The organism is Phyllobacterium ifriqiyense (genome assembly GCF_030817885.1).
In the GTDB taxonomy this organism is placed as follows: domain Bacteria; phylum Pseudomonadota; class Alphaproteobacteria; order Rhizobiales; family Rhizobiaceae; genus Phyllobacterium; species Phyllobacterium ifriqiyense.
The window spans coordinates 1,581,944-1,596,129 of sequence record NZ_JAUSZT010000003.1 but is presented as its reverse complement, the minus strand read 5'-3'; the positions used below and the strand labels follow the sequence as shown (position 1 = coordinate 1,596,129).

General features: G+C 54.2%; 13 protein-coding genes. 5 read left to right on the top strand and 8 right to left on the bottom strand.

The genetic code is table 11. The features are described from left to right. Nucleotides 1-2: 2 nt before the first annotated feature. The 4 genes from QFZ34_RS15305 to QFZ34_RS15290 are packed head-to-tail and all read left to right on the top strand — an operon-like array spanning nucleotide 3 to nucleotide 4,826. The gene (locus QFZ34_RS15305) at nucleotides 3-1,106 is read left to right on the top strand and encodes a microcin C ABC transporter permease YejB (RefSeq protein ID WP_307282463.1); all 1,104 of its coding nucleotides are present in this window, start codon (nucleotides 3-5) and stop codon (nucleotides 1,104-1,106) included. After that, nucleotides 1,106-2,242: an ABC transporter permease gene (locus tag QFZ34_RS15300; protein ID WP_307282462.1), complete on the top strand. Its 1,137-nt coding sequence runs from the start codon at nucleotides 1,106-1,108 to the stop codon at nucleotides 2,240-2,242. Before QFZ34_RS15305 ends, QFZ34_RS15300 begins: the two co-directional genes overlap by 1 nt. Continuing rightward, the gene (locus tag QFZ34_RS15295) at nucleotides 2,239-3,870 is read left to right on the top strand and encodes an ABC transporter ATP-binding protein (RefSeq protein ID WP_307282459.1); all 1,632 of its coding nucleotides are present in this window, start codon (nucleotides 2,239-2,241) and stop codon (nucleotides 3,868-3,870) included. The genes QFZ34_RS15300 and QFZ34_RS15295 overlap by 4 nt, the downstream gene beginning before the upstream one ends. After that, nucleotides 3,867-4,826 carry a 2-hydroxyacid dehydrogenase gene (locus tag QFZ34_RS15290; RefSeq protein ID WP_307282457.1) on the top strand — a complete coding sequence of 320 codons (960 nt, stop codon included), beginning with the start codon at nucleotides 3,867-3,869 and terminating at the stop codon, nucleotides 4,824-4,826. The genes QFZ34_RS15295 and QFZ34_RS15290 overlap by 4 nt, the downstream gene beginning before the upstream one ends. Nucleotides 4,827-4,997: 171 nt before the next feature. Here the strand turns inward: QFZ34_RS15290 and QFZ34_RS15285 are convergent, their stop codons facing one another. The 3 genes from QFZ34_RS15285 to QFZ34_RS15275 form a co-directional block, all read right to left on the bottom strand. Then, the gene (locus QFZ34_RS15285) at nucleotides 4,998-5,867 is read right to left on the bottom strand and encodes a C40 family peptidase (protein WP_307282455.1); all 870 of its coding nucleotides are present in this window, start codon (nucleotides 5,865-5,867) and stop codon (nucleotides 4,998-5,000) included. Beyond that, entirely contained in the window at nucleotides 5,864-6,211 is a 348-nt protein-coding gene (locus QFZ34_RS15280; protein WP_115051373.1) for a MarR family transcriptional regulator, read from the bottom strand. Before QFZ34_RS15280 ends, QFZ34_RS15285 begins: the two co-directional genes overlap by 4 nt. Nucleotides 6,212-6,277: 66 nt before the next feature. Next, nucleotides 6,278-7,648 (bottom strand): leucyl aminopeptidase family protein, encoded by a 1,371-nt coding sequence (locus tag QFZ34_RS15275; RefSeq protein ID WP_307282452.1) that lies wholly within the window; start codon nucleotides 7,646-7,648, stop codon nucleotides 6,278-6,280. Between the two features lie 123 nt (nucleotides 7,649-7,771). On the opposite strand from QFZ34_RS15275, the gene QFZ34_RS15270 reads away from it, so the two are divergent. Next, the gene (locus tag QFZ34_RS15270; RefSeq protein WP_307282449.1) at nucleotides 7,772-8,605 is read left to right on the top strand and encodes a tetratricopeptide repeat protein; all 834 of its coding nucleotides are present in this window, start codon (nucleotides 7,772-7,774) and stop codon (nucleotides 8,603-8,605) included. Between the two features lie 42 nt (nucleotides 8,606-8,647). On the opposite strand, the gene QFZ34_RS15265 is transcribed toward QFZ34_RS15270, so the two are convergent. The 5 genes from QFZ34_RS15265 to QFZ34_RS15245 are packed head-to-tail and all read right to left on the bottom strand — an operon-like array spanning nucleotide 8,648 to nucleotide 14,180. Next, the gene (locus tag QFZ34_RS15265; protein WP_115051376.1) at nucleotides 8,648-9,673 is read right to left on the bottom strand and encodes a type II secretion system F family protein; all 1,026 of its coding nucleotides are present in this window, start codon (nucleotides 9,671-9,673) and stop codon (nucleotides 8,648-8,650) included. 15 nt (nucleotides 9,674-9,688) lie between these two features. Next, nucleotides 9,689-10,702, bottom strand: coding sequence for a type II secretion system F family protein (locus QFZ34_RS15260; RefSeq protein ID WP_115051377.1), 1,014 nt, complete (start codon nucleotides 10,700-10,702; stop codon nucleotides 9,689-9,691). A 27-nt stretch (nucleotides 10,703-10,729) separates the two neighbouring features. Continuing rightward, a complete protein-coding gene (locus QFZ34_RS15255) occupies nucleotides 10,730-12,175 on the bottom strand; it encodes a TadA family conjugal transfer-associated ATPase (RefSeq protein WP_307282447.1) in 1,446 nt (481 codons plus the stop codon). Between the two features lie 23 nt (nucleotides 12,176-12,198). After that, complete coding sequence (locus QFZ34_RS15250) at nucleotides 12,199-13,482, bottom strand: CpaE/TadZ family protein (RefSeq protein WP_115051379.1); 1,284 nt, start codon at nucleotides 13,480-13,482, stop codon at nucleotides 12,199-12,201. A 20-nt stretch (nucleotides 13,483-13,502) separates the two neighbouring features. Beyond that, the gene (locus QFZ34_RS15245) at nucleotides 13,503-14,180 is read right to left on the bottom strand and encodes a CpaD family pilus assembly protein (protein WP_307282442.1); all 678 of its coding nucleotides are present in this window, start codon (nucleotides 14,178-14,180) and stop codon (nucleotides 13,503-13,505) included. Between the last annotated feature and the right edge of the window lie 6 nt (nucleotides 14,181-14,186).

Sequence of the window (14,186 nt, the reverse complement as noted above, 5' to 3'; positions counted from 1 at the left end):
TGATGGGAGCCTATGTTCTGCGACGCCTTCTGCTGATGATACCGACATTGTTCGGCATTTTGCTTGTCTGCTTCGTCATCGTGCAATTCGTACCCGGTGGGCCGGTTGAGCGTATTATCAGCCAACTGACCGGACAGGGCGGCAATGCCATGGACCGCATCAGCGGTGGCGGCGGCGATATTGGCCAGGCTCAGGATCAGCTTGGGACGGGATTGGGCAACTCCAAATATCGTGGCGCACAGGGCCTCGACCCGGCCTTTATCGCCAGCCTTGAGAAACAATTTGGTCTTGATAAGCCGCCATTGGAGCGCTTCGGCCTTCTGGTCTGGAATTATATCCGCTTCGATTTCGGGCGAAGCTATTTCCGCGATATAAGTGTGATCGAGCTGATAAAGGAAAAACTGCCGGTCTCCATATCGCTTGGTTTGTGGACGACCCTGCTGTCCTACATGATTTCAATACCCTTGGGCATTCGCAAGGCCATCAAAGACGGATCATCCTTCGATATCTGGACCAGCGGAATTATCATCATTGGCTATGCGATTCCCGGCTTCCTGTTCGGTATCATGCTCATCGTGTTTTTTGCAGGCGGCTCGTTCTTTGATTGGTTTCCGCTACGCGGCTTGACCTCAAATAATTTTAGCCAGCTATCCGGATTTGAGAAGATCGTGGATTACGCCTGGCACCTTGTTCTGCCTTTGACAGCGATACTCCTGTCGGCCTTTGCCACGACCACCCTGCTGACCAAGAATTCATTTCTTGATGAGATTCGCAAACAATATGTCACGACGGCACGGGCAAAGGGCCTCTCGGAACGAAAAATTCTTTATGGCCATGTTTTCCGCAATGCCATGCTGATTGTGATCTCCGGATTTCCCAGCGCCTTCATATCCATCTTCTTCACAGGTCAGCTGCTTATAGAGGCCATCTTCTCTCTCGATGGCCTTGGCCTTCTTGGCTATGAGTCGATCCTCAACCGCGATTATCCCGTGGTTATAGCCACCGTGTATATTTTTGCCCTTATCGGCATTCTCATGACCCTTTTATCTGACCTGCTTTACACTTGGATTGATCCGCGCATCGACTTTGAGCGGAGGGACGTGTGATGACCGATATCGTCGGAACCGCTCCCGCCTCCGTGAAGCGACCGCGCCTTTCGCCGCTCAATGCGCGACGCTGGCAAAACTTCAAGGCAAACCGGCGCGGCTGGTGGGCGCTTTGGATTTTCCTTTTCCTGTTTGCTGTCTCGCTCTGTGCGGAACTTGTTGCCAATGACAAGCCGATCATCGTCTCCTACAAAGGCGAGATTCTCTTTCCAGTTCTGGTCGATTACCCAGAAGAAAAGTTCAACGGCTTTTATGCGGTTACGGATTACCGCGATCCGGTCATTCAGGATGAGATCAATGCCAATGGCTGGGCCATCTGGCCGCCGGTGCGCTACTCTTACAGGACAGTCAATAATGAACTGCCCGAAACGGCGCCTTCAAAGCCCTTCTGGCTCTATACGCCTGAAGAGCGTTGCAATCGCTATGCGCTCGGCGTCAATGATCCCAATTGCACTTTCGGCAATATGAATATTCTCGGGACGGACGATCAGGCCCGCGATGTCTTTGCCCGGGCACTTTATGGCTTTCGCATTTCTGTGCTGTTCGGCCTTATCCTGACCGCCTGCTCCGCGGTCATTGGTGTTACTGCGGGCGCACTGCAAGGCTATTTTGGTGGCTGGGTCGATCTTATCGCCCAGCGTTTCATCGAAATCTGGTCTTCGGTACCCACGCTCTACCTCCTGCTTATCATGTCATCCATATTGCCTCCCGGCTTCTGGATTCTGCTTGGTATCCTGCTGCTATTTTCCTGGGTCAGCTTTGTTGGCATTGTCCGTGCCGAATTTTTGCGCGCCCGTAATTTCGAATATGTGAACGCAGCGCGTGCGCTTGGCGTCCCCGACCGGACAATCATGTTCCGTCACCTTCTGCCCAATGCAATGGTGACGACACTGACCTTCCTGCCCTTCATCCTCAATGGATCAATCACCACATTGACCTCGCTGGATTTTCTCGGTTTCGGCCTGCCTCCGGGCTCGGCATCGCTTGGCGAGCTGCTCGCACAAGGCAAGAACAATCTGCAGGCTCCCTGGCTGGGCATTACTGGCTTCGCCGTGATTTCGTTGATGTTGTCACTGCTGATCTTTGTCGGTGAGGCAACACGTGACGCCTTTGATCCACGCAAGGCTTTCAAATGACCAAAGCTCCCCTCCTCTCCGTCCGCGATCTCTCCGTTGCCTTCACGCAAAACGGGCGGGAAACGCTCGCGGTTGATCATATTTCTTTCGATATTGCTGAGGGTGAGACGGTCGCTCTGGTTGGCGAATCCGGTTCGGGTAAATCCGTCTCGGCCCTTTCAGTGCTGAAGCTTCTGCCCTACCCGCCTGCTTCGCATCCTTCAGGCCAGATTCTGTTCAATGGCGAGGATTTACTCGACAAGGATGAAACTGACCTGCGCCGTGTGCGTGGCAATGACATTACGATGATCTTCCAGGAGCCGATGACCTCGCTCAATCCGCTCCACACGATTGAGAAGCAGATCGTTGAAGTTCTCAAGCTGCATCAGGGCATGCGTGATCAGGCTGCGCGCAAGCGCACTCTGGAATTGCTTGAAGAGGTTGGCATCCGCGACCCTGAAAAGCGTCTGGACGCCTATCCGCACCAGCTTTCCGGCGGACAGCGGCAGCGCGTCATGATTGCCATGGCTCTCGCCAACAAGCCAAAGCTTTTGATCGCCGATGAACCGACAACGGCACTTGATGTGACCGTGCAGGCCCAAATTCTCAAACTCCTTGCGGAGCTGAAATCTGCGCAAGGCATGTCGATGCTCTTCATCACCCATGATCTTGGCATTGTCCGTAAAATCGCGGATCGCGTCTGCGTCATGACAGGTGGCAAAATTGTCGAAACGGGGCCGACAAAGGAAATATTCGACAATCCTCAGCACGCCTATACCAAGCATCTGCTTGCAGCCGAACCGAAAGGCAATCCGCCTTCGGCTGATCTTTCGGCTGAGCCTGTCATGCGCGGCGAGAATATGAAGGTCTGGTTTCCTATCAAGCAGGGCTTTTTCCGCCGCACAATCGACCATGTGAAGGCCGTTGACGGCATCGACGTGACCATTCGCGCCGGTCAGACATTGGGCGTCGTGGGCGAATCCGGTTCCGGCAAGACCACGCTCGGCCTTGCCCTGTCACGCATGATTTCTTCGGAAGGTGTCATCCGTTTCGGCGAAAAGGATATCAACCAGTTTTCCTTCAAACAGATGCGTCCCTTGCGGCGCGAAATGCAGATCGTGTTTCAGGACCCGTTCGGCTCGCTATCGCCGCGCATGTCCATCGCAGAGATTATCGCAGAAGGTTTGAAGGTTCATGAGCCGAAACTTTCTGCCGATGAACGCGATGCGCGCGTCGTGACTGCTCTTAAGGAAGTGAACCTTGATCCGGAAAATCGTTTCCGCTATCCGCACGAATTTTCCGGTGGTCAGCGCCAGCGCATCGCCATTGCGCGCGCCATGGTGCTTAACCCGCGTTTCGTCATGCTGGACGAGCCCACATCTGCGCTCGACATGAGCGTCCAGGCACAGGTTGTCGATCTTTTGCGTTCATTGCAGCAGAAGCATAATCTGGCGTATCTTTTCATCAGCCATGATTTGAAAGTTGTCAGGGCGCTTGCCAATGATGTTCTCGTGATGCGCAATGGCAAGGCGGTGGAATATGGACCATCGGAGGAAATCTTCGCACGTCCGAAGACAGATTATACAAAAGCCCTGATGGCCGCGGCCTTCAGGATAGAAACGGCCGAACAGGGAGCGGTTAGCGAATGACAAGCTTGGAGAGTGATAAGATCCTGCTGGCGGTAACCGGCTGGGATCCGGAGGTTTGGCAGACGGAATTCGCTAAATCAGCGCCCAAGCGCAAACTCGTGCTTGATAGTGAAGCTGACAAGAATGATGTTCGCTATGCACTTGTCTGGAAACAGCGCCCCGGTTCGCTGATGAATCTGCCCAAGCTCGAAGTGATTTTCTCATTGGGTGCAGGCGTCGATCATGTGTTTCATGACACGCAAATCCCTGATGTTCCAATCGTCCGTATTGTCTCGCCTGATCTTACCATGCGCATGAGCGAATATGTGGTCTGGCAGGTGTTGGACCATCACCGTCTTGGTCTTCGCTATCGCGAGCAGCAAAAGCAGCGCGTGTGGCATGAAGATCGGCGCCAGCCAGCCGCTCATGAAGTGAATGTGGGCATTCTCGGTCTTGGTGTGCTTGGACGTGACGCCGCGCAAAAGCTTCGCACGCTCGGGTTCCGCGTCAGTGGCTGGAGCCGCCGCCTGCAAACCATCGAAGGGGTTACAACCCATTATGGCAAGGATGGATTGAAGGATTTTCTCAAGGATGTAGATATTCTTGTCTGCCTGCTTCCCTTGACGCCGGACACGAAGAACATCCTGTCGATGAACATATTTGCGCAGCTGAAGCCGGAAGGTCCTCTCGGCGCGCCTGTCCTTATCAATGCCGGACGTGGCGGCCTGCAAAATGAGGCGGATATTCTGGCAGCGCTTGATCGCGGCATGCTCTCTGCCGTGACCCTCGACGTGTTCAACAAGGAACCATTGCCGAAGGACAGTCCTCTCTGGACTCATCCGCAGGTCATTGTCACACCGCATGCAGCTGCAAGTTCAAGCCCGCAAGCACTGGTGCCTGAAATCGTCGCCCAGATCGAATCCTATGAGCGCGGTGAGCCATTAAAGAACATTGTCGATAAGGCTGCTCAATACTAAGCTTGCATAATCAATGGTGCGTGGTTCGACAGGCTCACCATGAGGAATGTGGGCTGGTTGCAACGACAATCGCAATTTAACGCGCTATGTTCCTGCAAGGAACCCACTCCCTCATGGTGAGCTATCCTGAGCTAGTCGAAGGGCGAACCACGCACCACATGACTGCCAATACTACAACCGCCGCACTGCTGTTGGCTTCCCATACAAATAAGCGATGCGCTCGATAGCATCGGGCAAGGGTTCCAGCGTAACGCTCATTGTATGGCCGCTTGCGTGAAGCAGCGTGGAATGGCTGGCCATGATGCCCACATGGCCTTTCCAGAACACGAAATCACCGCGCTTGAGATTCTTGTAATGTTCATCGGGCTCGATCAATTCGCCGACAGATCCCTCCTGCAAGTCCGTGTCCCGCAAAGCGCCTTGACCGGTCATCAACAGAGACAGTTGCACCAGACCTGAGCAATCAATGCCAAAGCCGGAAACGCCTCCCCAAAGATAGGGCGTGTGCATAAGGCTTTCGGCCACGGCAACATGGTCCTGTGCCACTTCATCAATAGGCACGAGATGCTTGGCAATGACCGCCTCACCGCTTGGCAGCATGGCGTAAAGCGTGCCGCGACGCTCCTGCCCGCCAGTGATTGTCACGAGGGAACCCATCGATAAGGCACGGGATCGCGGATAACGCAGATCGGAGCCGACATAAACGAATGTACGGGGAGCAATGACAATATGCGTCGCTTCATCGGCGCGGCGATAAAGCGATGTATCCACCACATAACCGACATAACCATCGCGCTCGTTCTGCACCCAGCACCAGCCATTATCGTCTTCGAAAACAAGGACGTCATCGCCGTAAAGAAACTGCGTTGTCATGCCTGCATCGCCGCGCGGCTCGGAACGGACATCCACCACAGGGTCGGCGATGCGCATCGGCTTGCCTTCGACGAAGCGCTCAGCCTCGACAAGCCCGCGCAGACTTTCGTCGGCAAGATCAGGCCTATATGCATTCAGCCGCTTGTCGAGTTTCTCGGGTGATTTCAAAGTGGCAATCCTCTCGCTTTGGCGATCACAAGATCACCGAGCCTTTCAACATAGAGCGCACCTTTTACCGTTCTCTTGACGAGAACGTTGCGCTTGTCCTTTTCGTCGCGGTGACGATCAACCAAACCATAGGCCCCCATTGTGTCGAGAGCACGGGTGATGACCGGTTTTGTTACGGCCAGCTTTGCAGCCATCGCGCGGATCGTGTGCGGCGGCGGCTCCAGATAGATCGTAAGCAGGATTGCAAGCTGGCGCATGGTCAGATCATGGGCGTCATCACGCACTTCTGAAAGGGCGATTTCCTTCCACAATGTCAGCGCCTGCAAGGGCTTGAGTTCAAGCATGAACGGCTTCCGCAATCATTTCGGTTCCGTTCCATTCTACTCTGTCACATTTGCGATGCAAGCCGCTCAACTTGCTGGATAGCGTTCTTTCAAAAGACGGTAAAGCGCCCTTATGGCTTGGGCCTCTCCGCCAATGGGTGAATGCGCTTTCTCTACCGGGTTCCAACCAAATATATCGAAATGAGCCCAAGTCTTCGTCCTGGTTACAAAGCGCTGCAGGAACAAGGCGGCCGTAATCGAGCCGGCAAACCCATCCGTGGTGACATTGTTCATGTCCGCGACACGCGAAGAAAGCTTGGCCTCGTAAGGTGTCCAAAGCGGCATGCGCCAAACCGGATCGGCAACAGCGGTTGCACTGGCAGCCACGTCCCAGGCAAAAGCATCATCGTTGGAGTAAAATGGCGGCAGGTCGGGTCCAAGCGCCACACGTGCAGCACCGGTCAACGTCGCCATGTCGATGAGAATCTCAGGCTCTTCTTCATCGGCAAGCGCCAGCGCATCGGCCAGAACCAGCCGGCCCTCTGCATCAGTATTGCCAATTTCTACCGTCAACCCCTTGCGGCTGGTCAGCACGTCGCTCGGCCTGAAAGCATTGGCAGCTATCGAATTTTCAACAGCCGGTATTAACAGGCGCAGGCGCACCGGCAATTTCGCGTCCATGATGAGTTGCGCAAGCGCCAGTACATTGGCTGCGCCGCCCATATCCTTTTTCATCAGAAGCATGCTGCTGGCTGGTTTGATATCCAGACCGCCCGTATCGAAACAGACGCCCTTTCCTACCAGCGTTACTTTCGGCGCGTTCTTTTTTCCCCATTCCAGATCAATCAGCCGGGGTTCTTCGCTGCCAGCGCGCCCTACCGCATGGATCATAGGAAAGTTCTTCTTCAACAGGGCATCGCCCTTTACGACATTGACCGAGGCTTTATGCTCGTCGGCCACATCGCGGACTGCAGTTTCAAGCGCAACCGGCCCCATATCATTGGTTGGCGTATTGATGAGATCGCGCGCGAGAGCGACTGCCTTGGCCAAGCGCTTTACATCCGCCTTGTCCGCGCCTTCGGGCAGCGTCAGGCTGATGCTTGTCTTGTCCTTTTTGGTGTAGCGGGTGAACTTGTATCCTCCAAGAAGGAAGCTCAAAGCTGTCAAATCAGGTTCGTTGACAGCGCCCGCAATATGCCAGGCCCCGTCCGGCAAAGCCGTTGCAAGTTTCCCCGCTGCAAGTCGATTTTCGTCCTTACCCAAACCGAAGAGCGCACCAGCAATTTCGCCGTTCACGCCAGGAACCGTCAACACACGTCCAGCCTGTCCGTCAAAGCCATTTGCTTTTGCCCAGCTGAGTGTTGCGCTTTCAAGACCGGCAGCTTCCAACTCGCCTTTGCGTACAAACCATATGGGTTTGCTGTCACGCGACTTTCTCGCTGTAATTTCGGCGGCCATGGGTTTCTCCTGATCAAACTTCTGCATCCCGGATCGACGTTGTTAAGAGTCCATTAGGGTTAACAGATTATTTCTTTCATACGGGAATGAGTCGCAGACGATAAACTGCGCGTGGGGCAAATTATGACAGGTCCAGCTTTTATTCAACGTAAGCGCAGTTTCATTTTGTCAGTAGCGTTAATCGCTCTGGCGAGCGGCATATCCGGGTGTTCCACCACGGATAAAACGACGACCGGTTCCATAAGTCCGGCGGCCAGCAATTCACCCACAATGCCAGCCGGCAATTTCGACCAGATGAACCAGCAACAATTGATGCAGGCATCGACTAGTCTTGGAACACGCTATCAAGGCAATCCGAAAGATAAAGCGACTGCAATCAATTATGCCACTGTCCTTCGCATGACAAATCGGAGCGATCAGGCATTGGCTGTCATGCGCAGTCTTGCCATCGCCTATCCCAAAGATCGCGATGTTCTGGCGGCCTATGGCAAGGCACTGGCGAGCAGTGGCCAGTTTGAAGCCGCGCTGGACTCTTTGCGCCGGGCGCAAACACCGGAATATCCGGACTGGAGATTGCTATCGGCTGAAGGCGCAATCCTCGACCAGCTCGGCAAGACTGGAGAAGCGCGTGACCTCTACCGCAAGGCCTTGCAGGTCAAGCCCGATGAAGCTTCCATCCTTTCCAACATGGGGATGTCCTACGTTCTCTCGGGCGAGCTGAGTACAGCTGAAACCTATATGCGTAAGGCAGTTGGTGCACCGGGTTCGGATAGCCGTGTTCGCCAAAACCTCGCGCTTGTTGTCGGCTTGCAGGGTCGCTTCGATGAAGCCGAACAGATTGCCAGTCAGGAGCTTTCCGCCCAGCAGGCAAAAACAAATGTTCAGTATTTGCGGTCCATGCTCTCGCAGCAGAATTCATGGAACATGCTCAAGGACAAGAAGTCACCGAAAGGCTGATCGTCTGATCTGCGACCTCCGGGTATATAGCGGCTTCCACCGCTATTTCGCTGTGGCGTGACCGAAGATGCCGCCTTGCGCGTTGATCTGGATGATTGCCGGGCCAAGAATGACGCAGAACAATACCGGCAAAAGAAACACGATCATGGGCACCGTAAGCTTCGGCGGCAATGCGGCTGCCTTCTTTTCCGCAGCCATCAATCGCATTTCGCGGCTTTCATCTGAAAGCACCCGCAGCGCTCCACCAATCGATGTGCCATAGCGTTCAGATTGTGTCAGCGCCTGCACCACCGATTTGACCGTTTCCAGCCCGGTACGCAGGGCCAGGTTTTCATAGGCCTGACGACGCTCAGACAGAAATGATAGCTCCGCATTGGTCAGAACAAGTTCCTCGGCAAGCTCAGCAGATTGCACGCCAATCTCCTCCGATACTTTTTTGAATGCCGCCTCAATCGACATACCGGATTCGACGCAGATTAACAGAAGATCAAGCGCATCCGGCCATGCGGCCTGTATCGCTGTCTGACGTTTGGTTCCGGCATTCTTCACGTAGAGATTGGGCAGATAGAAGCCAACATAGGCACCGGCGAAACATGCGGCCATCCGGACAAATGTGTTCTGATGGGCAAGACCACCCATCGCGAATATCCACAATGCAGCAATTCCGAGCGTCAGGAAAGGCAGGCCAAAACGGGCCGCGAGAAAAATGTTGAGAGCATTTTGCCCGCGAAAGCCAGCAATCCGCAGTGCCCCTGCGGTTTTCTCATCCGCCAGGGCACGTTGAAGATCAAGTCGTTCCACGAATTGGCGAATGCCTTCCCGCTCAACCCGGCGTAGAGAATTCGAAGAGCTTTTCCGCTTGCTATCGCTTTCTGTCGCCAGTCGCGCTCGTTCGCGCGTGCGGATCTGATCCCGTTCCAGTGCAACGGACTTCATTCTCGATTTTAGCGTGGAGCCAGAAAACACCGGCATGAGCAGCGTCACGATTGTCCCGAAAATGGACACTGCCACCAAAACAGCAAAAATGAAGGCTGGATCGTGAATGGCTTTGGTGAAGGTGTTGATCATGGCATACCCACGCTACTAGAATTTGAAGTTGATCATCTTTTTCATGATCATGATGCCAATCGACATCCACGTCCCTGCACATGCCAGAACGAAATTCCCGCTGGAAGTTGTGAAAAGGATCATGATGTAATCGGGGCTTGTCAGATAGACCAGCGCGGCGACAACAAAGGGCAATGCGCCAATAATATAAGCAGAGGCTTTCGCTTCCATTGAAAGCGCCTGTACCTTGGCCGCCATCTTCTTGCGATCGCGCAAAACCCGCGAAAGATTGCCCAGCGCTTCTGAAAGATTGCCACCGGCCTGTGATTGTATCTGGATAACGATGCCGAAGAAGCTTGCTTCCGAACAGGGCATATATTCTGACATGCGCATAGCGGCATCCGGGATGCTTATCCCCACCTGCTGCTGGTCGACGATGCGCCGGAATTCGGTTTTCACCGGCTCGTGCGCCTCCTGCGCAATAAGCCGGATACCGTCATTCAAGGGTAGGCCCGAACGAATGGCCCGGACAATAACGTCGATGGCGTTCGGAAATTCATGCAAGAATGCCTTGATCCGCCGGCCACGACGAAAATAGACATACCAGCGTGGCAAGCCCACTGTTCCGGCAATGAAAAGCCCGGGCAGCAGATAAAGCGGCGAGCCAAAGAACAGCCCCAGCACCGCAACGACGAGTCCGGCTATCGCTGAATAAAGATAGAAACGCGATGGAGACACGCGCATGCCCGCCTGCTGAATAAGCATTTTAAGCGGAGGTGACTTGATATTCTTGTCGCGCAATTTCTGGCGCTGCTCGATATCTTTCAGCGTATCTTGAACTGACTTGCGACGCTTGTTCGCCTCGGCCTGCTTGTCACGTATGGCGAACTTGCCAAAAGACTCGGCATTGGCCAATTTGATCGTGCTGAGACGTTCCTCGGTTTTCTTCTGACGCGCCATCGAGTCAAAGAGGAAGACATAGGCCAAGGCAGCAAAAGTGAATGCCACCAGACCGATGAAGGCCAGCTGTGTCAGATCAAGCCCGGCCATTCGACTGTCCTTCGATACGGGCTAAGCTCATAGCTTGGCCTTTTCCATGGAGTCGAGTGCGTTGGCGAGCCGCCTGTCTTCATTGTAATACCGCGCCCTCTCCCACATATGCGGTCGGCTGATCCCCGTAGAGACATGATGTCCGGTAAGCTTGCCATTGGCGTCCTCGCCGGTAATCTCATAGGTCAGAAGATCCTGCGTAATGATCACGTCGCCCTCCATGCCTATGACCTCGGTCACATGGGTAATCCGCCGTGAACCGTCGCGCAGGCGAGCCGCCTGAATAATGATGTCGACCGAACCGACGATGATTTCGCGCACTGTTCGCTGCGGCAACGCAAAACCACCCATGGCGATCATCGACTCGATACGGCTCAGACACTCGCGTGGACTATTGGAGTGGATCGTACCCATGGAGCCGTCATGGCCGGTATTCATGGCAGACAAGAGGTCGAAAACTTCAGGCCCGCGTACTTCGCCGACAATGATCCGTTCGGGGCGCATGCGCAGGCAGTTTTTAACGAGGTCTCGCATGGTAATTTCGCCTTCGCCTTCGAGGTTAGCGGGGCGTGTTTCGAGGCGTACCACATGCGGCTGCTGTAATTGCAATTCAGCTGAATCTTCGCAGGTGATGATGCGCTCATCCTTGTCGATGTAATTGGTCAGGCAATTCAACAGCGTGGTCTTGCCGGAACCCGTGCCGCCGGAAATCACGATATTGCAGCGGACACGTCCGATAATTTGGAGAAGCTCGGCTCCTGCCGGAGAAATAGCTCCAAACCGCACGAGTTGATCCAGCGTCAGCTTGTCCTTTTTAAATTTGCGGATTGTCAGAACAGGGCCATCAATGGCCAGTGGCGGAGCAATCACATTGACGCGCGAACCATCCGGCAGACGCGCGTCGCATATCGGGCTGGATTCATCGACACGCCGCCCCACCTGGCTGACAATGCGCTGGCAAATATTCAAAAGTTGCTGATTGTCACGGAACCGGACACCAGATTCCTCAACCTTCCCGAGAATTTCGATATAGGTCTTGCGAGCACCATTGACCATGATGTCGGAAATCTCATCGCGAGCCAGCAATGGCTCCAGCGGACCGTATCCCAGCACATCGTTGCAGATATCGTCGAGCAGTTCCTCCTGCTCCGAGATCGACATGGCAAAATTCTTGATTGCAATAATGTCATTGACGATATCGCGGATTTCTTCGCGCGCCACTTGCGGATCGAGCTTCGATAATTGTGCCAGATCAATCGCATCGATAAGAGCGGTAAAAACCTGCGACTTTGTATCGTAATAGGCCTCGTTTCTCTCGCGCACCGGCATGGCGATCTTCGGCACCTCTATCGGTGAGCGTTTGGGCTCCAAAATATCGCGCGGCAGCCGTCCCGCCTCCGGCTTGATTGACGCGAGGGGTGGTGTTGGAGCTCTGAACTCACTTGGCTGGGCATTACCGCGTTTACCGAACATGATGTCGCTTTACCTGCTCACAACTATTTCTTGCGTTTTAACTTCGAGAACACCGAACCCAAACCGGCCTTCTTCCGCGGACTGACCTTTTGCCGTCCTGTCAGAATATGGGCGATCTCATTGATGCTCTGGACCACTGGATTTGCTGGCTCCGTTTCACCCAGCATGCGTCCATTGTTGGAAGCCTGACCGAACAGGCCGGGGTCAAAAGCGATTGTCGCGATGGCCTTGAGTCCAAGCGGGCTGCAAAAATCAGTGGGAGCTATCTCCGGACGTTTTGGAATACCCACCTGATTAAGAACAAGCTGCGGCGGCGTATCGTTCGGACGCAATTGCTTTAAAGCGTCGATGAGATTTTTCGTGTTGCGCAGATTGGCAAGTTCCGGCGATGCGACAATAACCACCTCATCTGCGCGGGCCAGCGTCGTGCGTGTCCAGCCGTTCCATGTATGCGGAACATCAAGGATGACATGTGGAACCGAACGCTGCGCTATGTCGATCAGATGCGCAAATGAGTCATCGCGAAAATCGAACACGCGTTCCAGACTGGATGGAGCTGCCAGGAGCGAAAGATTTTCGGCACATTGTGCCAGCAACCGATCAAGGTAAACGTCGTCGATGCGTTCGGGGGAAAACACCGCTTCCGCGATACCCTGAGCCGGATCCTGATCGAAGTTTATATTCGCCGTGCCATAGGGTAAATCCATATCGGCAATCACGACTTCGCTTTTGAATAGCGAGGAAATGGCCCAGCCAACATTATGAGCAATGGTCGAAGCGCCGACGCCGCCTTTTGCACCGATGAAGGCAATCGAACTACCCAGCGGCTTCAGGCCCGGATCGCTGTACAAACCGCCAATGACGCCGATAATATCCGATAGATCGATCGGGGCGACCATATATTCCGAAATGCCGTTGCGCATCAGTTCGCGATACAGCCACACATCATTGTAGTGACCGATAATGATGACTTTGGTGCTCGGGTCGCAAACTTCTGACAGGGCAGCCAATGCCGCAAGCATTTCCTTGGGCGCCGCGCCTGTTTCCAGCAGAATGAGGTTTGGCGTCGGCACCGTTTGGAAAAGTTCAACGGCAGTTTCCAGCCCGCCCATATGAATCTGGGCATGAGTTTTCGCCATGCGGCGGTCGTCACGCGCGCGAGACATTTGCTCAGCAACCGCTTCCGTTTCGCAGAATATCTGTATCGAAATGCGCGGAATCGGCCTGTGGGCATTCAGCCGCCCTACATGAGCGACACGGTTTGCCTCTTCCAAATATGGGTCTGTGTCCAAGGCCAATTGACTCATTGTCGTTTCCACCGGTGGGATTAATAGGTTACTTCCATTTCGGGCTTGTAGACCCATGTTGGCGCTTTACGGTATCCATCAATGACGGTACCGCGCCGCTCCGCATCAATCGGCGAAGATGCCCGCGGTCCGAGCAAGTCGGCGGGATTGGCAATCTGCGCAGCAAGGTTATTTTGGCTGGCACAGCCAAAATTCGCGTAGTGTTTATTGTCTGCCGTATCCAAAATATCTTTGGGCCACTGGCCACATTGATTTGTCGAGGCAGTCATCGCCGAATAGGACAAACGCACGGGCGCAGAAGCTCCCGGGGCTTGGTATGTTTCGCTGGAAATATTGAACGGCTTCACACCACCACGCCTCAAAGTAGCGGTAATATCGTTACGCAACGCCGCCGCCGCACGCTCATTTGGCGAACCGGCAGGCGTCAGAATATGAATAACGCCGGATCCGTTGGCGTGGTAGTTGCTGATGACCCGCTCCACGATGCTGCGCTGCGTAATGGACAAGCGCTTATCTGCATGGCCGACAGGAATGTCTGCAACTTGTTCCTGTTCGGAAATGACGATGGGATGGTTCGTACGATAATCGTCCGGAATGCTGCCAGTCGTATTGCTCTTTGATGCGCATCCCGCCAGCAAAGCCATGGCGAGGATAGCCAGTACAGTCTTGCAATGCGAACGCTTTACGGTGTCGAACATGATCCT

What these genes read in the sequence shown, in the direction of transcription:
- QFZ34_RS15305 (WP_307282463.1), top strand. Translation starts at nt 3, where the DNA reads ATGGGAGCCTATGTTCTGCGACGCCTTCTGCTGATGATACCGACATTG.
- QFZ34_RS15300 (WP_307282462.1), top strand. Translation starts at nt 1,106, where the DNA reads ATGACCGATATCGTCGGAACCGCTCCCGCCTCCGTGAAGCGACCGCGC.
- QFZ34_RS15295 (WP_307282459.1), top strand. Translation starts at nt 2,239, where the DNA reads ATGACCAAAGCTCCCCTCCTCTCCGTCCGCGATCTCTCCGTTGCCTTC.
- QFZ34_RS15290 (WP_307282457.1), top strand. Translation starts at nt 3,867, where the DNA reads ATGACAAGCTTGGAGAGTGATAAGATCCTGCTGGCGGTAACCGGCTGG.
- QFZ34_RS15280 (WP_115051373.1), bottom strand. Translation starts at nt 6,211, where the DNA reads ATGCTTGAACTCAAGCCCTTGCAGGCGCTGACATTGTGGAAGGAAATC.
- QFZ34_RS15275 (WP_307282452.1), bottom strand. Translation starts at nt 7,648, where the DNA reads ATGGCCGCCGAAATTACAGCGAGAAAGTCGCGTGACAGCAAACCCATA.
- QFZ34_RS15270 (WP_307282449.1), top strand. Translation starts at nt 7,772, where the DNA reads ATGACAGGTCCAGCTTTTATTCAACGTAAGCGCAGTTTCATTTTGTCA.
- QFZ34_RS15265 (WP_115051376.1), bottom strand. Translation starts at nt 9,673, where the DNA reads ATGATCAACACCTTCACCAAAGCCATTCACGATCCAGCCTTCATTTTT.
- QFZ34_RS15260 (WP_115051377.1), bottom strand. Translation starts at nt 10,702, where the DNA reads ATGGCCGGGCTTGATCTGACACAGCTGGCCTTCATCGGTCTGGTGGCA.
- QFZ34_RS15255 (WP_307282447.1), bottom strand. Translation starts at nt 12,175, where the DNA reads ATGTTCGGTAAACGCGGTAATGCCCAGCCAAGTGAGTTCAGAGCTCCA.
- QFZ34_RS15250 (WP_115051379.1), bottom strand. Translation starts at nt 13,482, where the DNA reads ATGAGTCAATTGGCCTTGGACACAGACCCATATTTGGAAGAGGCAAAC.
- QFZ34_RS15245 (WP_307282442.1), bottom strand. Translation starts at nt 14,180, where the DNA reads ATGTTCGACACCGTAAAGCGTTCGCATTGCAAGACTGTACTGGCTATC.